The organism is Micromonospora sp. BQ32 (assembly GCF_059358895.1).
This window is the reverse complement of sequence record NZ_JCADBI010000009.1, coordinates 194553-212671: the sequence shown is the minus strand read 5'-3', so window position 1 is coordinate 212671 and position 18119 is coordinate 194553. Positions and strand designations below refer to the sequence as shown.

General features: G+C 72.6%; 15 protein-coding genes. 7 read left to right on the top strand and 8 right to left on the bottom strand.

Annotation, left to right across the window (positions count from 1 at the left end; translation table 11 throughout):
* Nucleotides 1-122 precede the first annotated feature (122 nt).
* The 5 genes from AC5L30_RS19170 to AC5L30_RS19150 all read left to right on the top strand — a co-directional run bounded on the left by AC5L30_RS19170 (nt 123) and on the right by AC5L30_RS19150 (nt 5225).
* On the top strand, nt 123-1850 hold the full coding sequence (locus AC5L30_RS19170; protein ID WP_494868833.1) for an alkaline phosphatase D family protein: 1728 nt from the start codon (nt 123-125) through the stop codon (nt 1848-1850).
* A 10-nt stretch (nt 1851-1860) separates the two neighbouring features.
* A complete protein-coding gene (locus AC5L30_RS19165; RefSeq protein WP_238681244.1) occupies nt 1861-2301 on the top strand; it encodes a MarR family winged helix-turn-helix transcriptional regulator in 441 nt (146 codons plus the stop codon).
* A 251-nt stretch (nt 2302-2552) separates the two neighbouring features.
* The gene (locus AC5L30_RS19160) at nt 2553-4145 is read left to right on the top strand and encodes an MDR family MFS transporter (RefSeq protein ID WP_494868926.1); all 1593 of its coding nucleotides are present in this window, start codon (nt 2553-2555) and stop codon (nt 4143-4145) included.
* A 9-nt stretch (nt 4146-4154) separates the two neighbouring features.
* A complete protein-coding gene (locus tag AC5L30_RS19155; protein WP_494868830.1) occupies nt 4155-4649 on the top strand; it encodes a universal stress protein in 495 nt (164 codons plus the stop codon).
* A 45-nt stretch (nt 4650-4694) separates the two neighbouring features.
* The gene (locus AC5L30_RS19150; protein ID WP_494868828.1) at nt 4695-5225 is read left to right on the top strand and encodes a DinB family protein; all 531 of its coding nucleotides are present in this window, start codon (nt 4695-4697) and stop codon (nt 5223-5225) included.
* A 7-nt stretch (nt 5226-5232) separates the two neighbouring features.
* Here AC5L30_RS19150 and AC5L30_RS19145 read toward each other — a convergent pair whose 3' ends face one another.
* From AC5L30_RS19145 to AC5L30_RS19135, 3 genes are all read right to left on the bottom strand, one after another.
* Nucleotides 5233-5853: an HAD family hydrolase gene (locus AC5L30_RS19145; RefSeq protein ID WP_494868826.1), complete on the bottom strand. Its 621-nt coding sequence runs from the start codon at nt 5851-5853 to the stop codon at nt 5233-5235.
* Complete coding sequence (gene smc / locus AC5L30_RS19140; RefSeq protein ID WP_494868824.1) at nt 5853-9467, bottom strand: chromosome segregation protein SMC; 3615 nt, start codon at nt 9465-9467, stop codon at nt 5853-5855. The genes AC5L30_RS19145 and smc overlap by 1 nt, the downstream gene beginning before the upstream one ends.
* A 347-nt stretch (nt 9468-9814) precedes the next feature.
* On the bottom strand, nt 9815-10009 hold the full coding sequence (locus AC5L30_RS19135; protein ID WP_030487463.1) for a hypothetical protein: 195 nt from the start codon (nt 10007-10009) through the stop codon (nt 9815-9817).
* Between the two features lie 392 nt (nt 10010-10401).
* Between AC5L30_RS19135 and AC5L30_RS19130 the strand changes: the two genes are divergently transcribed.
* Both AC5L30_RS19130 and AC5L30_RS19125 read left to right on the top strand, forming a co-directional pair.
* Nucleotides 10402-11535, top strand: coding sequence for a CAP domain-containing protein (locus AC5L30_RS19130; protein WP_494868822.1), 1134 nt, complete (start codon nt 10402-10404; stop codon nt 11533-11535).
* Between the two features lie 119 nt (nt 11536-11654).
* Complete coding sequence (locus tag AC5L30_RS19125; protein WP_494868820.1) at nt 11655-12500, top strand: endo alpha-1,4 polygalactosaminidase; 846 nt, start codon at nt 11655-11657, stop codon at nt 12498-12500.
* A gap of 134 nt (nt 12501-12634) precedes the next feature.
* Here AC5L30_RS19125 and AC5L30_RS19120 read toward each other — a convergent pair whose 3' ends face one another.
* The 5 genes from AC5L30_RS19120 to rpmF form a co-directional block, all read right to left on the bottom strand.
* Nucleotides 12635-14854: an MMPL family transporter gene (locus AC5L30_RS19120; RefSeq protein ID WP_494868818.1), complete on the bottom strand. Its 2220-nt coding sequence runs from the start codon at nt 14852-14854 to the stop codon at nt 12635-12637.
* A 220-nt stretch (nt 14855-15074) separates the two neighbouring features.
* Nucleotides 15075-15932 (bottom strand): bifunctional DNA-formamidopyrimidine glycosylase/DNA-(apurinic or apyrimidinic site) lyase, encoded by an 858-nt coding sequence (mutM, locus tag AC5L30_RS19115; protein ID WP_494868816.1) that lies wholly within the window; start codon nt 15930-15932, stop codon nt 15075-15077.
* Entirely contained in the window at nt 15925-16848 is a 924-nt protein-coding gene (gene rnc / locus AC5L30_RS19110; protein ID WP_494868814.1) for a ribonuclease III, read from the bottom strand. The genes mutM and rnc overlap by 8 nt, the downstream gene beginning before the upstream one ends.
* The gene (locus AC5L30_RS19105; RefSeq protein ID WP_494868813.1) at nt 16845-17828 is read right to left on the bottom strand and encodes a phosphate acyltransferase; all 984 of its coding nucleotides are present in this window, start codon (nt 17826-17828) and stop codon (nt 16845-16847) included. Before AC5L30_RS19105 ends, rnc begins: the two co-directional genes overlap by 4 nt.
* Before the next feature lie 114 nt (nt 17829-17942).
* Entirely contained in the window at nt 17943-18116 is a 174-nt protein-coding gene (gene rpmF, locus AC5L30_RS19100) for a 50S ribosomal protein L32 (protein ID WP_030335284.1), read from the bottom strand.
* Nucleotides 18117-18119: the final 3 nt, after the last annotated feature.

Here is an 18119-nt window from a genome sequence, read left to right as displayed (position 1 = left end):
GGAAGCTCAGCCACCGCACCCCGAGCGGTGCCCGGAAGCTCAGCCACCGCACCCCGAGCGGTGCTCGGGGTCTCAGCCACCGCACCCGGTCGACGCCAGGAACCGGCGGTAGGCTCGGCCGCATGCCCGCCGCACACCTCCTCATCGGCCCACTGCTGCGGCGAGTGGTGGACACCCGGGCGACGATCTGGGTGGAGACGGCGGCGCCCGCCGTGGTCACCGTCCGTACCGCCGGCGGCGCCACCGGCACCGCGCCCACCTTCTCGGCGTACGACCACCACTACGCGCTCGTGGTGGTGGAGGGGCTCACACCGGACAGCGAGACCACCTACGAGGTGCTGGTCGACGACGAGATCGTCTGGCCGGTGCCGAGCAGCGGGTTCCCGCCCAGCGTGATCCGCACCCGGGCCGCCGACGACCGGGACCAGCCGGTCAACCTGATCTTCGGCTCGTGCCGGGAGACCACCCAGCACGCCACCACCCGCAAGCTGCCACCGGACGCGCTGGACGCGTACGCCCGGCGGTTGATGGCCGACCCGGAGTCGCAACCGCTACCCGACCTGCTGGTGCTGCTCGGTGACCAGGTCTACGCCGACGTCACCTCGCCCACCGTGCGCCGGCTGCTGCGTCGACGTCGGCGGCGGCCGAAGGGCGCACCGGCGGACCAGGTGGTGAGCTTCGACGAGTACACCAAGCTCTATCTGGAGTCCTGGCGTGATCCGGAGATCCGCTGGCTGCTCTCCACCGTGCCGAGCGTGATGATCTTCGACGATCACGAGATCATCGACGACTGGAACACCTCGGCGGCGTGGCGAGCCGAGGTGCGTGAGCAGCCGTGGTGGCGGGAGCGAATCGGCAGTGGGCTCGCCTCGTACTGGGTCTACCAGCACCTGGGCAACCTCTCCCCCGACGAGATCCTCGCCGACCCCGTCTTCGCGAAGGTCGCCACTGCGGAGGACGCCACCAGCGTGCTGCGCGAGTTCGGCAACCGGGTCGATCAGGAGTCCGACCTGGCGCACGACACCGAGCGCTGGCGCGCCGTGCAGTATCAGTGGAGCTACGCGCTGGACCTGGGCCGGACCCGGCTGGTCATGCTGGACAACCGGTGCAGCCGGGTGCTCGAGCCCGGCAGCCGGGCGATGCTGCCGCCCGGCGAGTGGTCCTGGTTCCTCGACCAGGCGCACGGGGTCTACGACCACCTGGTGGTGGGCGCCTCGCTGCCCTGGCTGCTGCCGCAGGGCATCCACCACATCGAGGCGTGGAACGAGAAGCTGGCGGACTCACGCCGGCCCTGGGTGGCGCGCGGGGCGGAGAAGCTGCGCCGCGCCCTGGACCTGGAGCACTGGGCGGCGTTCCGGCGTTCCTTCGAGGCGCTGGCGGAGACGTTCGCCCGCATCGGCACCGGCACGCCGCGGCAGTCCGGCGCGCGGATCGGGGCCGGCCCGGCGTACGCCCCACCGGCGTCGATCAGCGTGCTCTCCGGCGACGTGCACCACTCGTACGTAGCGCGGGCCCGGTTCGCCGATCCGGCGGTGGTCACCCCGGTGCACCAGCTCACCTGTTCGCCGATCCACAACCAGGTGCCGGCCGGCATCCGCCCGTTGATGCGGCTGGGCTGGTCGCCCGGTCCGGCCGGGGCCACCCGGGCGTTGGCCCGCTCCGCGGGGGTACGACGGCCGGGGGTGCGCTGGCGCAAGCTGGCCGGCCCCTACTTCGGTAACGCGGTCGCCACCCTGACCCACCAGGGGCGCGGGGCCGACGTGGTCATCGAGGGCACCACGAAGGACGGGCACCTACGCCCGGTGATGCGGCGTCGACTCTCCGGCGGCGGCGAGCCGGCCGCGCCGTAGTCTCTACGCCGTGGATGAGCACCTGCCGGAGCCGATCCGAGCGGTTGAGCACGAGTTGACCGCTCTGCTGCGTCGCGGCCGGGCGGTCTCCTGGGAGATCGCCCGGGAGGTGCACCCGAACCTGGAGCCGAACACCTACGGGTTGTTGCTCTGGTTGCGCCGTAGCGGGTCGATCCGGTTGACCGAGCTGGCGGCGCGGCTGGGCGTGGGCAAGGGGACGCTGAGCCGGCAGATCAACGCGTTGGAGGTCCTCGGCCTGGTCCATCGCGACCCCGATCCGAGTGACCGGCGGGCCGCGCAGATCAGCCTCACCGACGAGGGTCAGCGCCGGTTCGATGTCGCCCGGGCGGCCCGGCTGGGCGAGTTCCTGCGCGCCCTGGACGGCTGGCCCGAGCGGGACGTCGAGGAGTTCGCCCGGCTGCTCGGCCGGTTCAACGACTCCTGGCAGTAGCCGCCCGGCGCCAGGGACTCCTGGCTGCAGCCGCCCGGCGCCAGGGACTCCTGGCTGTAGCCGCCCGGTACGGGGGAATAGGGCGCCGGTCCTTCAGGTTGTTGCTTCAGGCAACTAAGGCATACGGTTGCCTTAGGCAACTCTCAGGCGGCCGGTGCGTACCAGCCCGCCGCCCGTTCCATCTCGACTCCGCTCGGAGGCAACAAACGATGAGCCAGGCGACAGTGCCTTCCCAGGCGACCGCCGTGACCATGACCCACCGGCAGATCCTGGAAGCACTCTCCGGTCTGCTGCTGGGCCTGTTCGTCGCGATCCTCTCCTCCACGGTCATCTCGAACGCGCTGCCGCGGATCATCACCGAACTGCACGGCGGCCAGTCCGCGTACACCTGGGTGGTCACCTCGGCCCTGCTCGCGACCACCGCGACCACCCCCATCTGGGGCAAGCTGGCCGACCTCACCAGCAAGAAGACCCTGGTCCAGCTCGCCCTGGGGATCTACGTGCTGGGCTCGGTGCTGGCCGGCCTCGCCCAGGGCACCGGTGAGCTGATCGCCTGCCGGGTGCTCCAGGGCGTCGGGGCGGGCGGCCTCACCGCCCTGGCCCAGGTGATCATGGCCACGATGATCGCGCCCCGCGAGCGCGGCCGCTACAGCGGCTACCTCGGCGCCGTGATGGCCGTCGGCACCATCGGCGGCCCGCTGATCGGCGGCGTCATCGTCGACACCTCCTGGCTCGGCTGGCGCTGGTGCTTCTACGTCGGCGTGCCGTTCGCCATCGTCGCGCTGATCGTGCTCCAGAAGACCCTGCACCTGCCGGTGGTCAAGCGGAAGGCCGAGATCGACTGGTGGGGCGCCACCCTGATCACCGCGGCCGTCTCGGTGCTGCTGATCTGGGTCTCGCTCGCTGGCGACCAGTTCGCCTGGGCCTCCTGGCAGACCGCCGCCATGGTCGTCGGCGCGCTGGTTCTCGGCGCGCTGGTTCTCGGCGCGCTGGCCATCCGGGTCGAGAACCGGGCCGCCGAACCGATGATCCCGCCACGGCTGTTCCGCAACCGCACCATCACCCTCGCCGTCGTCGCCAGCATCGCGGTCGGCGTCGGCATGTTCGGGGCGTCGATCTTCCTGGGCCAGTACTTCCAGATCAGCCGTGGGCAGAGCCCGACCATGTCCGGCCTGATGACCCTGCCGATGATCCTCGGCCTGCTGGTCGCCTCCACGGTCATCGGGCGGGTCATCACCAAGACCGGCCGCTGGAAGCGGTACCTGGTGATCGGCTCGGCACTGCTCACCATCGGCTTCGCGCTGATGGGCACCCTGCGCGCCGACACCAGCTTCACCCTGCTCAGCGTCTACATGCTGGTGATCGGCGTCGGCCTGGGCATGACCATGCAGAACCTGGTCCTCGCCGTGCAGAACACCGTCGGCCCGCACGAACTCGGCGCGGCCAGCTCGGTGGTGGCGTTCTTCCGTAGCCTGGGTGGCGCGATCGGCGTCTCCGCCCTCGGCGCGGTGCTCGCCCACAAGGTCAAGGACTACACCGCCGACGGTCTGGCCCAGCTCGGCATCCCGGCGTCCAGCTCGGGTAGCGGTGGCACCCTGCCCGACGTGCACACCCTGCCCGGCCCGCTGCGGGCGGTGGTGGAGAGCGCGTACGGCCACGGCGCCGGTGACATCTTCCTGGCCGCCGCCCCGTTCGCGCTGATCGCGCTCATCGCGGTGACCTTCATCAAGGAGGTGCCGCTGCGCCAGCACAACGGAAACCCGGTTTCCGACGAGGTCGAGCGGGAATCGACAGTCGCTGCCGGCGCTGGCGCACCCGTGATCCGTACCGGCGAGCAGAGGTGAGGTAGAACCATGGGGGTGGGAGCACCGGACCGCGAGGAGTACGGCCCCCGGACCCGACCGCTGCCCTTCGAGCGCGGCACGGACGGACCTCGGGTGATCATGGTGGGCGTCGACGGCACCCGCACCTCCGAGCGGGCCGGCTCCTACGCCGCGGGCCTGGCCCGTCGGCAGAACGCCGCGCTGGTGGTGGTCTTCGTCAGCTCGCCGAGCGGGCTGACCGCCCTGGTGCCCGGCATGGATGCCGGCGCGGTCCAGCGCACCCACGACGAGTTGGCTGACGAACTGCGCCGGGAGTGCCGGCGCGGGGCCGAGCAGTGGGGCATTCCGGTGACCCTGCTGGTACGGCGCGGCGACGCGTACGGCGAGCTGTGCGCGGCGGCCGACGAGTTCCAGGCCGACATGGTGGTGGTCGGCGCCTCCGAGCAGGCCGGGCACCGGCTGGTCGGCTCGGTCGCCACCCGGCTGGTCCGCGCCGGTCGCTGGCCCGTCGTCGTGGTGCCCTGAAAACCCCGTCGCGGAGTGTCCGAGGTGCCGGGCAGGATGCGCGGCATGACCTGGATCGCACCGGAGATCAACCGGACCCCCGAACCGTACGTCGGCGACGAGCGCACCATGCTCGAAGGCTGGCTCGACTATCACCGACAGACGCTGCTGCTCAAGTGCGCCGGGCTCACCGCCGAGCAGTTGAAGACGCCGAGCGTGCAGCCCTCGGGGCTCACCCTGCTCGGCCTCGTACGGCACATGACCGAGGTGGAGCGCTGGTGGTTCCGCATCCGCGCCGCCGGCGAGCACCTGGACGACCTCTACAACACCGACGCGAGCCCCGACGGCGACCTGGACGACATCGCCGACGCAGACGCCGAGACCGACTTCGCCACGTACGCCGCGGAACTCACGGCGGTCCGGGCCGCGACGGCCAAGCTGTCCCTGGACGACACCTTCCTACGACGCCGCCGTGACGGCAGCGCCGACGAAATGAGCGTCCGCTGGGTCTACGTGCACATGATCGAGGAGTACGCCCGGCACAACGGGCACGCCGACCTGATCCGGGAACGCATCGACGGCGTCACCGGCGAGTGACCCGCGCTCAGTAGTCCAGGGCCGCCCGCAGGTAACGCAGGTCGGCGTGGCCGCCCCAGCGGTGCGCCGACAGCCCGGCGGCGCGGGCACCCCGCACGGCCCAGTCCTCGTCGTCGACGAAGAGCACCCGGGCCGGCGGGGTGGCCAGGGCCACGCAGGCGGCCTTGAAGTATTCCGGGGCGGGCTTGTGCACGCCGATCACCGAGGAGTTGACCACCACGTCCAGCTCACCGACCAGGCCGAGCGCGGCCAGGTCGGCGTCGAGCAGGTCGGTGGCGTTGGTGCCCAGCCCGACCCGGACGCCCGCCGCGCGGACCTCGCGGACGAAGGCCAGCACGTCCTGGTCGACCTCTCCCCGGTAGCTCTGCCACTGCTCGACCGCAGCGCGGGCCCGTTCCGGGCTGCCCACCGATTCGGTCAGGGCGTCCGCCACGCTCTTCATCCACTCGGCGTGGTTGACCTGGCCGGTGAGCACCGGTTGGAGCCGGCCCCACTGCATGGCGATCTCGCCGAGCACGCCCTCGGAGAGGCCGTACTCCCGCTCGACAACGGCGGCCACCGCCGGGTCCCACCGGCGCAGTACGCCGTCGAAGTCCAGCAGGAGCGCCGTCGCGCGTTCCCGAGCCACTACCCGTTCTCCTCGCCGCGGCCGTGCCGCTGGTCGTCCTCGTCGGCCCGGTTGAGCCGTTGGCTGATCACCTGAGTGACCCCGCTGCGCATGGTCACGCCGTAGAGCGCGTCGGCGATCTCCATCGTCCGCTTCTGGTGCGTGATGACGATCAGCTGACTCTTCTCCCGCAACTGTGCCAGCAACGTGATCAGCCGGCCCAGGTTGACGTCATCGAGGGCCGCCTCCACCTCGTCCATGATGTAGAACGGGCTGGGCCGGGCGCGGAAGATCGCCACCAACATGGCCACCGCGGTCAGCGACCGCTCACCACCGGAGAGCAGCGACAGCCGCTTGATCTTCTTGCCCGGCGGGCGGGCCTCCACCTCGACGCCGGTGGTGAGCAGGTCGTCCGGTTCGGTGAGGATCAGCCGCCCCTCGCCGCCGGGGAAGAGCACCGTAAACACCTGCTCGAACTCCCGGGCGGTGTCCTCGAAGGCGCTGGCGAAGACCTCCAGGATCCGCTCGTCCACGTCCTTGACCACGGTGAGCAGGTCCCGACGGGTGGCCTTGAGGTCCTCCAACTGCTCGGAGAGGAACTTGAAACGCTCCTCCAGCGCGGCGAACTCCTCCAGCGCGAGCGGGTTGACCTTGCCGAGCAGGGCGAGTTCGCGTTCCGCCTTCGCGGCCCGCTTCTCCTGCACCGGCCGCTCGTAGCGCACCGGCTCGGGCACCGGCAGACCGTCACGTTCGGCTGCCGCGACGTCGACCTGGGTCGGCGGAACGGGCTGGGTGGGACCGTACTCGGCGACCAGCGTCTCCACGTCCAGCCCGAAGTCCTCGGCGGCCTTCGCCTCCAACTGCTCGATGCGCAGCCGCTGCTCCGCCCGGGCCACCTCGTCGCGGTGCACCTGGCTGGTCAGCCGCTCCAACTCCGCGCCGAGCCGCTTGGCGGCCCCGCGTACCTCCTGAAGCTCCGCCTCCCGCGCGGCGCGCTCCAGGGCGACCGCGTCGCGGTGCTCCTCGGCCGTGGCGATCGAGGTGGTCAGCCGGGTCAGCGCCTCCCGGGCGCCACCGGCGACGGACCGGGCGATGCCCGCGCCCCGGGCGCGGGCGGCCCGCCGGGCCGCCGCGCGTTCCCGGGCGGCCCGCTCCGCGGTGGCCTGTCGGGCGAGCGAGTCGGCCCGGCCGGCGATCGAGGAGACCCGCTCCTCGGCGGTACGCACGGCGAGCCGGACCTCCATCTCGTTCTGCCGGGCCTGCGGCACCATGGCCGCCAGTTGATCCCGTTCCTCGGTGGAGGGCTCGGCGTCGACCGGGGTCTCCTCGGCCAGCCGTAGCCGCTCCTCCAGCTCGGCGAGCGCGGTGAGGTCCCGTTGCCGGGCGGCCTCGGCGCGGGAGCGGGAGTCGCCCAGCCGGTCGGTCTCGGCCTTGGCGGACCGGGCCGCCGCGCCCAGCTCGGCCAGCCGGCGAGCGGCGGCGTTGCGGTGACTCTCCGCCTCGCGCTTCTCGGCGGCGGCGTGCTGCACGGCCTCCTTGGCGGCGGCCACCTCGGCGCGCGCCTCGACCAACTGATCACGCAGCTCCAGGCCAGCGCGTTCGGCGGTGAGCCGGTTGGCCCGGGCCTCCTCGACGGCGGCCTGCACCTCGATGTAACTGGGCGCCTTGGCCGACCCGCCCGCCGCCGCGTACGCCCCGACCACGTCACCGTCCGGGGTGACCGCCCGCAGCTCGGGGTTGCTGGCGACCAGCTCGGCGGCGGCGGCGAGATCATCGACGAGCGCCACGTCGCGCAGGGCCCGGTGCACCGCCGGACGCAGCTCGGCGCTGCACTCCACCAGGTCGGGCGCCCACCGGGCGTCGTCGGGCAGCTTCGGACGCAGCGCGTCCGCGGAGCCGGTCATGCCGGGGCCGGCCGGACTGCCGACCAGCAGGCCGGCCCGGCCGGCGTCGGAGATCTTCAGCAGCCGCATCGCCTCGACGGCCTCGTCCACCCCGCTGACGGCGACCGCGTCGGCGAGGCCGCCGAGCGCGGCGGCCAGCGCGGCCTCGTGGCCCGGCGCGACGGTGAGCAGCCCGGCGAGGCTGCCGAGCAGGCCGGGCACGTCGCCGGCGCGGGCGAGCAGCGCCCCGGCACCGTCCTTGCGCCGCAGCCCGAGGGCGAGCGCCTCCTCCCGGGCCTTCCAGGTGGCGGCGTCCTTCTCCGCCGCCCGCTCGGCATCGGCCAGCGATCGGACGGTGGCCTGCGCCCGCTCCTGCACGGCGACCGCCTCGGCGTGCCGGGCGTCCAGGTCCGCGTTGTCCCGGTCGGCCTCGGTGGACTGGGCGGCGACCGCGTCCAGGTCGGCCTGCGCCTGCTCGGCGCGGCCCAGCGCGTCGGCGTGCGCGATCGCGAGGCGTTCGATCTCCTCGCCGGCGCTGGTGGTCCGAGCCCGGGCGGAGTTGACCTGGCCGGTGAGCCGGGCCATCCCCTCCCGCCGGTCGGCGATGGCCTTGGCCGCGGCGACCAGCTCGCGCTCGGCGGCGGCCAGCTGCCGCTCCAACTCCTGGCGGTGCTCGACCGCCTCAGCCAGTCGGATCTGGTCGTCGGTGAGCGCGCCGCGCAGCTCCTCTTCCTGCTCGCGGACGCGTTCCGCCTCGGCCTCCAGCTGGTCCGGGTCGCGGCCGGGCCGCTCGTCGTCGCCGGTGGCGCTGAGGTGCCGCAGCCGTTCCCGGGCCAACTGCTCGATCGAGCGGAAGCGTTCCTGGAGGGCGGAGAGCTTGTACCAGGTGTCCTGGGCGGCGGCGAGCAGCGGAGCGTCCTCCGCGAGGGCGGCCTCCAACTCGCCGAGCCGGCCCTGCACCTCGGCGTGCTCACCCTCGATCTGCTCGCGCCGCTCACGTAGCGCGGTCTCGTCGGCGATCTCCCGGTCCAGAGTGGTCCGCAGGGTGGCCAGGTCGTCGGCGAGCAGGCGCAACCGGGCGTCGCGCAGGTTGGCCTGGATGGCGGCGGCGCGCCGAGCCACCTCGGCCTGCCGGCCCAGCGGCTTGAGCTGACGACGCAGCTCGGCCGTGAGGTCGGTCAGGCGGTTGAGGTTGGTCTGCATCGCGTCGAGCTTGCGCAGCGCCTTTTCCTTGCGCTTGCGGTGCTTGAGGACGCCGGCCGCCTCCTCGATGAACGCCCGGCGGTCCTCCGGCTTGGCGTGCAGCATGCCGTCGAGGCGGCCCTGCCCGACGATGATGTGCATCTCCCGGCCGATGCCGGAGTCGGACAGCAGCTCCTGGATGTCGAGCAACCGGCAGGAGTTGCCGTTGATCTCGTACTCGCTCTCACCGGAGCGGAACATCCGGCGGGTGATGGAGACCTCGGTGTACTCGATCGGCAGCGCGCCGTCGGTGTTGTCGATGGTGAGGGTGACCTCGGCGCGACCCAGCGGCGCCCGGCCGGCGGTGCCGGCGAAGATGACGTCCTCCATCTTGCCGCCACGAAGGGCCTTGGCGCCCTGCTCGCCGAGGACCCAGGCGATGGCGTCGACGACGTTGGACTTGCCCGAGCCGTTCGGGCCCACCACACAGGTGATCCCGGGCTCCAGCTTCAACGTCGTGGCGGAGGCGAAGGACTTGAACCCCTTCACCGTCAGGCTCTTGAGATACACCTACTCGATCCTCGTCCGGTGGCCGCCGTACCGTCGCCGGCTGTGGGGACCTGGGTGAACTCGCAGACTAACCCGGCGGTGGGAGCGGGCCGGCACGCGACCCGCCCCGGGTCGCGTGGACCGTGGGCGCGCTGTCGTTCCGTCGACCGCGAAAAGACAAGCGCCTTTCATGATCGGCTTATCCGTGGACGCGCTTTTCGGTAACTGCGAGGCACGCTTCCCGGGCGGTCCACCGCAAGATCATGAATCGTCGGCGTCGAAAAGGTGCCGGACAGTGTTACGCGCCGGCACAGAGGTGTCGGCGCGCATTTTTGCGGTGGTGCGATTCAGTTTTTACGACCTGGAGATCAGGTCAGCGCCGGCTCGGCCAGTCGGAGCAGATCGTCCGCCTCCGCCGCAGCCGCCGCGAGCCGATCATTGTCGGCACGCAGACGCGTGATCTCGAACTCCAGTGCCTGAACCCTGGAACGCAGTCGGGTGACCTCGTCGAGCAGACGCCGGTCGGGCGCTGCACCTACGTGGCCGTAGAGGGCCTTCGCCATGCTGACTCCTTGATATGCGCTGCCGGAAAGGCCGGCCAACGCGCGCCCATTTGTACGCGGCTGTCATTCCAGGCTGTATCTGGGCATGACCGGGCGCGACTGGCGACACCTATATATTGAGCCGCAAACCCCTCCTTCGTCAAGTTCTCGCAGGCCGTAGATCATCTCCACGTCGACCTGTCCACTTGTCGGGGGGCTGCCGCAAGGCACGGACACTCTCTGTCCGGACGCCTTTACTGTACGCCCGGATCCGCGGAAGTCCGCACCCTGGCGTCCGACTTCCCCTTAACTCTTTCTTAGCCACGTTGCCGCAGGTCGTAGGCGCGCCGTAGCGTCACCCCGGCTTGCAACCGACCCCTGGAGGCATAGGCGTGTACGGCTGGACCGATCCAATGGACCCCAACGGCGCCCCCCGGCGCGCCGAGGGACCGACCGACGAGCCGGCCTGGCTGCACGACCGCCCGGAGCCCCGCTCGTCCTACCTGTTCGGCGACGAACCCGGCCAGCCGGGCGACGAGTGGCACCGGGAGCAGCCCACCGGCGGCCCGCAGTCGGACCCCTCGACGCCCGCCGACGCCCACACCGCCGCCTGGCCGGCCCACCAGCCGGAAGACCAGACCGGCGGCTGGGACGACAACCGCCCGGCCCAGGACACCACCGGCGGCTGGCACACCGAGACGGCCGGCGGCTGGCACACCGACACCGACCCGGAGACCACCGACGGGTGGCGCGGCACCGCCGAGACCGGGCGGCCCAGCGAGGGACGGCACCGCTCCCCACGGCGCTGGCGCCGGCCGCTGATGATCGGGGGCGCCGCCGCGGCCGCCACCCTCGTGGTGAGCTTCGGCGTCGGCGCGCTCACCCTGCCCGGCGGTAACGACGGGACCGCGCAGCCGACAGCCGTCGACGACACCTTCGCCGCGTCGGCCGCGCCGACCGACGAGCCGGCGCTGGACACCCTGGCCGCGCCCGCCCCGTCCGCCACCCCCGTCCCGGCGTCGCCGAGCCCGTCGCCGAGCAAGGTCGTCAAGCCCACCCCGGCGGCGTCGCGGAGCACCGCCGCGTCGCGCCGCAGCGTCGAGCGCAGCAGCGCGCCGAGCAACACCGGCGGCTCCACCGGTTCCAACGGTTCCAGCGGCTCCGTCAGCGCCCAGGCCCGCGAGGTGGTGGACCTGGTCAACGCCGAACGGGCCAAGGCCGGTTGCAAGGCGCTGAGCATCGACGACAAGCTGATGACGGCCGCCCAGCGGCACAGCCAGGACCAGGCCGACCACCAGGACATGTCGCACACCGGCAGCGACGGCAGCAACGCCGGCACCCGGCTGGACCGGGTCGGCTACACCTGGCGCACGTACGGCGAGAACGTGGCCTGGAACCAGAAGACCCCGGCCGCGGTGATGGACGCCTGGATGAACAGCTCCGGCCACCGGGCCAACATCCTGAACTGCGCGTTCACCGAGATCGGCGTCGGCATCGCCAGCAGCAACGGGCCGTACTGGACGCAGGTCTTCGCCGCGCCGCGCTGACCGCGCGTCGTTCCCGCCCCCGCGCTCGTTTGACCCGGTGAGGTACGTCGGGCCGGAGCGTGGGGGCCGCGCGTACCGGTGCGGGCGGCGACCGGCCGTCCGGGACCCGGGAGCTGCCGATGGGGATCCGGCCGCGGCGACGTGTCGCCGTACGCCCACTGCGCCGCGTCCTGTCCGCCGGCGTCGCTCTCGTGCTGGTGGTCCCGGCGTACGGGTGCCGGCCCGCGCTGACCCCGCCCGGCGCGCCGACCGCGTGGCCGTCGGCACAGGCCCGGCACTGGCAGTGGCAGTGGCAGCTCAGTGGCCCGTTCGACCCGGCGGTGGACGCCGATGTCTTCCTGCTCGACCCGGTGGCCACCACCGCCGCGCAGACCGCCGAGCTGCGCTCCCGGGACCGCCGGTTGATCTGCCAGGTCAACGTCGGGTCGGTCCGCTCCACCGACCCCGACGCCAGCCGGTTCCCGGAGGTCGTCCGGGGCGGAGCCGGGCGTCGACCCGACAGCCAGTGGCTGGACGTCCGGAGTTGGGACGCGCTCCGGCCGGTGCTGGCCGACCGGTTCCGGCTCTGCCGGGGCAAGGGCTTCGGCGCGGTGGCGCTCTTCGACGCCGACGGGTACGCGGCGCGTACCGGCTTCCCGCTCGACTTCGACGACCAACTGCTGTTCAACCGCCGGCTGGCCGAGCTGGCCCGTTCGCTGAGCCTCTCCCCCGGGCTGGTCAACGACGTGCCGCAGCTCGCCGCGCTGGCCCCGGATTTCGACTTCGCGGTCAACGAGGAGTGCGTCCGGCTGGCCCAGTGCGCCAAGCTGCTGCCGTTCAGTGACGCCGGCAAGCCGGTCTTCCACGTCGAGTACACCGGCTCGACCGAGGACTTCTGCGTCACCACCGTCGGCTACGGCTTCGCGTCGATCCGGAAGGACCGCACGTTGGACGCGTCCCGCGAAGCCTGCCCGGCCCTACCCTGACGCCACCCCACCCCGCCCCACCCCACGATCTTGCACTTTCGCTCGCTGATTTGCCGGGTTGGCCCGCTTTGTCGCGACAGAAACCGCAAGATCGGCGGGCGGGCGGGCGAGGCGGGGCGGGCGGGGGGCTGCGGTCAGGGCACCGGCACCAGTTGCGGGGCGGGGGCGGGCGGGTCGGTGGGGGCGGGCGCCGGGCGGGGGCGCAGGAAGCGCGGGGCCCACCAGTTGGCGTCACCGAGCATGGTCATCAACGCCGGCAGCACCACGCCTCGGATGATGGTGGCATCCAGCAGGATCGCCGCCGCCAGGCCGATGCCGAGCTGCTTCATGTCGATCGTGCTCAGCGTGGCGAAGATCGAGAAGACTCCGACCATCACGATCGCCGCGCTGGTCACCACCCCGGCCGACGAGGTGATCCCGTACGACACGGCGTCGCGGTTGGGCAGGCCCGACCGGACACCCTCGCGGATCCGACTGACCACGAAGACGTGGTAGTCCATCGAGAGGCCGAAGAGCACCACGAACAGGAACAGCGGCAGCCAGGACACGATCGCGCCCATCGACGTGAAGCCGAGCAGCCCCTCCGCCCACTCACCCTGGAAGATCAGCACCAGCAGGCCGTACGCGGCACCGGCGGAGAGCAGGTTCAGCGCGATCGAGCTGGCCGCGATCACCACCGACCGGAAGGTGAACGTCATGACCAGGAAGGTCAGCACCAGCACGAAGCCCATGACCAGCGGCAACTTGTCCCGAACGTGCTGGGCGTAGTCCTCGCTGTCGGCCACGCCGCCACCCACCGCGTACTCGATGCCGGGAATGCCCCGTAGCTCGGCCGGGACCAGGTCCCCGCGCAGCTTCTCCAACGACTGCACCGACCGGTCGTCCCGACTGGCGTACGGGGTGGGAACGTCCAGCACCGAAACCCGCCGGTCGGCCGACACCTCGACCTTCGGGCCGTCCGCCTCGGCCGGGGCGAACAGCGGATCGCCGGCCGCCCGGGTGGACAGGTCGATGAGGGCGGCGCGTACCCGGTCGGCCTGGTCGGCGGGCGCCCGGACGGCCACCACGTGATTGGTGCCGGCGCTCGGGAAGGCGGCGGTGAGCCGGTCGTACGCCTGCATGGCCGGGGTGGTGCGCGGCAGGTCCTCCATGCCGGGGAACTTCAGCTTCATGCCGAGCGCCGGCGCGGCCAGCGCGAGCAACAACCCGACCGAGATGACCAGCGTCACCACCGGCGCGCGCAGCGCGGGCCGGAGCACCGCGGGCCACAGCCGGGGCGCGCGGGGCTGACCGTGCCGGCCGGTACGCGGCGCGGTCAGCCGCCAGAGCAGCGGCACCCGGGGCCGGTCCACCCAGCGGCCGAGTCGGGCCAGCAGGGCGGGCAGGACGGTCAGCGAACCGGTGACCGCGACGGCGACCACGAGGATCGATCCGATGGCGAGGGACGAGAAGACCACGTCGCCGGCGAGCAGCAGCCCGGCCATCGAAATGATCACCGCGAAGCCGGAGACCACCACGGCGTGCCCGGAGGTCTCCGCGGCGATCTCCACCGCGTCCAGACCGGACCGACCCTTGGCGCGTTCCTCGCGCTCGCGACGGATGTAGAAGAGCGAGTAGTCGACGCCGACCGCCATGCCGATCAGCAGGATCACCGGTGCCGTGGTGTCGGTGGCCGGTACCAAATGCGAGGCGAGAGTGGACAGGCCCATCGCGGCGGCCACCGAGGAGAGTGCCAGCAGCACCGGCACGCTGGCCGCGATCAGCGCGCCGAACGCGATGATCAGGATCGCCAGGGTGACCGGCAGACTGAGCAGTTCGGCGCGCTTGAAGTCCTTGCCCAGGGTGTCGTCGAGGGCCTGACCGATCGACGGCCCGCCGACCTGCTCGACCCGCAGCTCGGGGTGCGCGGCCTGCACCGTGGCGGTGGCGTCCCGCAGCGGCTGCACCCGCTCCGAGGCCGTCTCCGGGTCACCCGACATGGTGATCGGCAGCAGCAACGCCGAGCCGTCCCGCGCGGTGACCGGCTGGCCCACCCCGGCCACCCCGGCGACCGTACGCAGCCGGTCCGCCGCGTCGCCGGCCGCCGCCTTCGCCGCCGCCTGGTCCAACGCGCCACCCCCGGAGGTGATGAGGACGTTGTCCACGGCGGGGTCATCGAAGTCGCCGGCGTCCACGATCAGGCTGGCCCGCCCCGTCTCGCCGATCGCCTGGTCGCCGCTGGTGGCCTCGTTGAGTCCGGCGGAGTTGCCGCCGACGAAGCACACCGCCACGAACACGGCCCACAGTGCGATCGCCCGCCACGGGTGCTCGGCGCTCCACCGCGCCAGCCGCACCGTCACCGGTCTTCTCCCCATCTCGGGTCCCCCTGTCACGTCAACCCCCTGTCAACGGTGCTGACGCTAGGGGCGTGACGAGGCGGTCACATCGGGGATCGACCCGGGCCCACCCTGGAACCAGCAGACCGGGCGCGGGGGTGCGTTCGTTAGGCCGCGGCCCGCGATCCGGCCGTACACCCGGGTCCAGCCCGGAGCGACCCACCGCGACCCGCCGGCATCGCCCCGAGCCGGCTCCGGGTCATCCCCGAAGGGAACCCCGGGGCCGCGGCTGACAGCGCGGGCAGCTGTACGAGGACCGGTTCATGAACGCCTCGCGGCGGATCGGCGCGCCGCACCGGCGGCACGGCTCGCCCTCGCGTCCGTAGGCGTTCAGCGCCCGGTCGAAGTAGCCACTCTCGCCGTTGACGTTGACGTAGAGGGCGTCGAAGCTGGTGCCGCCCTCGCTGATCGCCTCGGCCAGCACGTCGCGGACGTGGCCGAGCAGGCGCTGCGCGGCCGGGCCGGTCAGCGTGTCGGTGGGTCGGCCGCCGTGCAACTTGGCGCGCCAGAGCGCCTCGTCGGCGTAGATGTTGCCCACCCCGGAGATCAGGGTCTGGTCGAGCAGGGCCCGCTTCACCTCGGTGTGCCGGCGGCGCAGCGCCGCGACGAACGCCTCGTCGGAGAACTCCGGGTCCATCGGGTCGCGGGCGATGTGCGCGATCTCGTCGGGCAGCTCGGCGCCGCCCTCGCTCACCGAGAGGCCGCCGAACGTGCGCTGGTCGACGAAGCGCAGCTCCGGGCCGTCGTCGGCGAACCGGAACCGGACCCGCAGATGGGTCTCGTCCGTCGTGCCGGGTGGCTGGAGCAGCAGCTGACCCGACATCCCGAGATGTCCGACGATCGCGTCACCGCTGTCCAGTGGCAGCCACAGGTACTTGCCGCGACGGCGGGCGTCCAGCACCGTCCGGCCGGCGAGCACGTCGGCGAAGTGCACGTCGCCCGGAACATGTCGACGGACCGCACGCGGGTGGCGAACCTCGACCGAGGCGATCCGCCGGCCCACGACCCACTGGGCCACCCCCTGCCGGACGGTCTCCACCTCGGGTAGCTCAGGCACGCCGGGAACCCGTCTCGTGGCCGTCGGCACCCCCGGCCGGCAGCGCCTGCGCCAGGTGGTCGGCCTGCTCGGCCTGGGCCGTCCGCTCGGCGCGCTCCAGCGGCCCGAACGGCTCGTCGGAGTCGGCCGAGTCGTCCCGGGCGATCGGCTGGTCCTGCCGGTCGTCGCCGGCCCGGCCATCCTGGCCGTCGTCACCGTTCTGGCCGTTCTGCTCGGCGAGCGTCCGCCAGGCGGCCTCGGCGGCCCGCTGCTCGGCCTCCTTCTTGCTGCGCCCCTCGGCGCCGCCGTACCGGTTGCCGGCCACCACCACCCAGGCGGTGAACGTCTTGAGGTGATCCGGGCCGGTGCCCTCGATCCGGTACTCCGGCACGCCGAGCCCGAGCGCCGCCGTCAGCTCCTGGAGGCTGGTCTTCCAGTCCAGTGCGGCGCCGCGACCGGCCGACTCGGCCATCAGCGGGTCGAAGAGCCGGTGAATGACGATCCCCGTGGTGTCCAGGCCGTACTGGAGGTAGATCGCGCCGAGCAGCGCCTCCAGCGTGTCGGCGAGGATGCTCGCCTTGTCCCGGCCACCGGTCGTCTCCTCACCCTTGCCGAGCAGCAGGTACGCGCCGAGCCCGTCCGGGCCCAGCCCTCGGGCCACGTCGGCGAGCGCCCGCATGTTGACCACGCTGGCCCGCAGCTTGGCCAACTGCCCCTCGGGCAGATCCGGGTGGTTGTGAAACAGCGCCGTGGTGATCACCACGCCGAGCACCGAGTCGCCGAGGAACTCCAGCCGCTCGTTGGTCGGCAGCCCGCCGTTCTCGTACGCGTACGACCGGTGGGTCAACGCGCGCTGGAGCAGCTCGGGTTCCAGGCTCACTCCGAAGGCGGCTTCCAGGTGACCGACGGACGCCCGCCGCCGCTTGTCGTTGCTCATGTGCGTACCTCGGTGTCGGTGGAGCAATCGGTGCGATCCGTCGGGGCGTCGCGGTCGAGCAACGCGGAGACCAGATCGGTGGCGCGCCGCCGCCACAGGTGGGCGGCGAGAGCTATGCCGGAGGCGACGTCGTCGGCGCGGGCGGACCCGTGGCAGACGACCACCGTCCCGGCGACGCCCAACAGGGCCGCCGCGCGGGGCGCGCCGCCCTGGGCAGGTGGGCCGCCGGCCATCGCGTACGCGCCCTCAATGGCCTTGAGCAGCACGTTACCGGTGAAGCCGTCGGTGACGACCACATCGGCGCGCGCGCCGAGGGCCACGTCGTACCCCTCGACCAGGCCGATGTAGCGCGCCCCGCCGGGCAGCGGTTCGACGGCGAGCAGAGGGTCGGTGGCGCGGCGGACCCGGTCGCCCTTGCCGGCCTCGGTGCCGACCGAGAGCAGCCCGACCCGCGGCGCGGCGATCGAGTGGGCCACCGCCGCGTACGCGGCGCCGAGCACGGCGTGGCGGGCGAGGGTGGCCGGGCGGGGTTCCAGGGATCCGCCGACATCGAGCAACACGACCGGCCCGGCCACGGCGGGCAGGGTAGCGGCCAGCGCGGGTTGGCGGATCTCCGGCGAGCGGCCGAGGCCGAGCACGGCGGCGGTGACGGTGGCACCGGTGGCGCCGGCGGAGACCAGGGCGTCGGCGGTCCCGTCACGGACGGCGGTGACCGCGGCCCGGACGGTGCTCTCGGCGCGGGCGGCGCTGGGATGGTCGGCCATGCCGACGACATCGCGCACGGGCCGCACCGTGATCCGGGCGCGTTGCGCCGGATCGAGGGCAGCAATCAGCTCGTCGGCGACCTCGGTCGGACCGACGAGAAGCAGATGCAGGTCAGGGTCGGCGCGCATGGCCCGCAGAGCGCCGTCAACCACGACGGCGGGAGCGTCGTCCCCGCCGAGGAGGTCAACGGCGATCCGCGCGGCGCCCGGCTCCACCGGAACGCCGGCCGGATTGGGCCGGCCGGCGTCGGAGGGAGCCGGAGCACCGGGCGAATGCCAGGATGCGCGCGCCGCCCGACCTGGGGTCGGGGGCGTCACTCGGCGTCCAGGTCAGACCTCGAGAACCTGGCGGCCGTTGTAGGTGCCGCAGACGGAGCAGGCGGCGTGCGGCAGCTTCGGGGACTTGCACTGCGGGCACGCAACGGTCGCGACCACGGTCGCCTTCCAGTTCGCCCGGCGGGACCGGGTGTTGCTGCGCGACATCTTGCGCTTCGGGACGGCCACGGT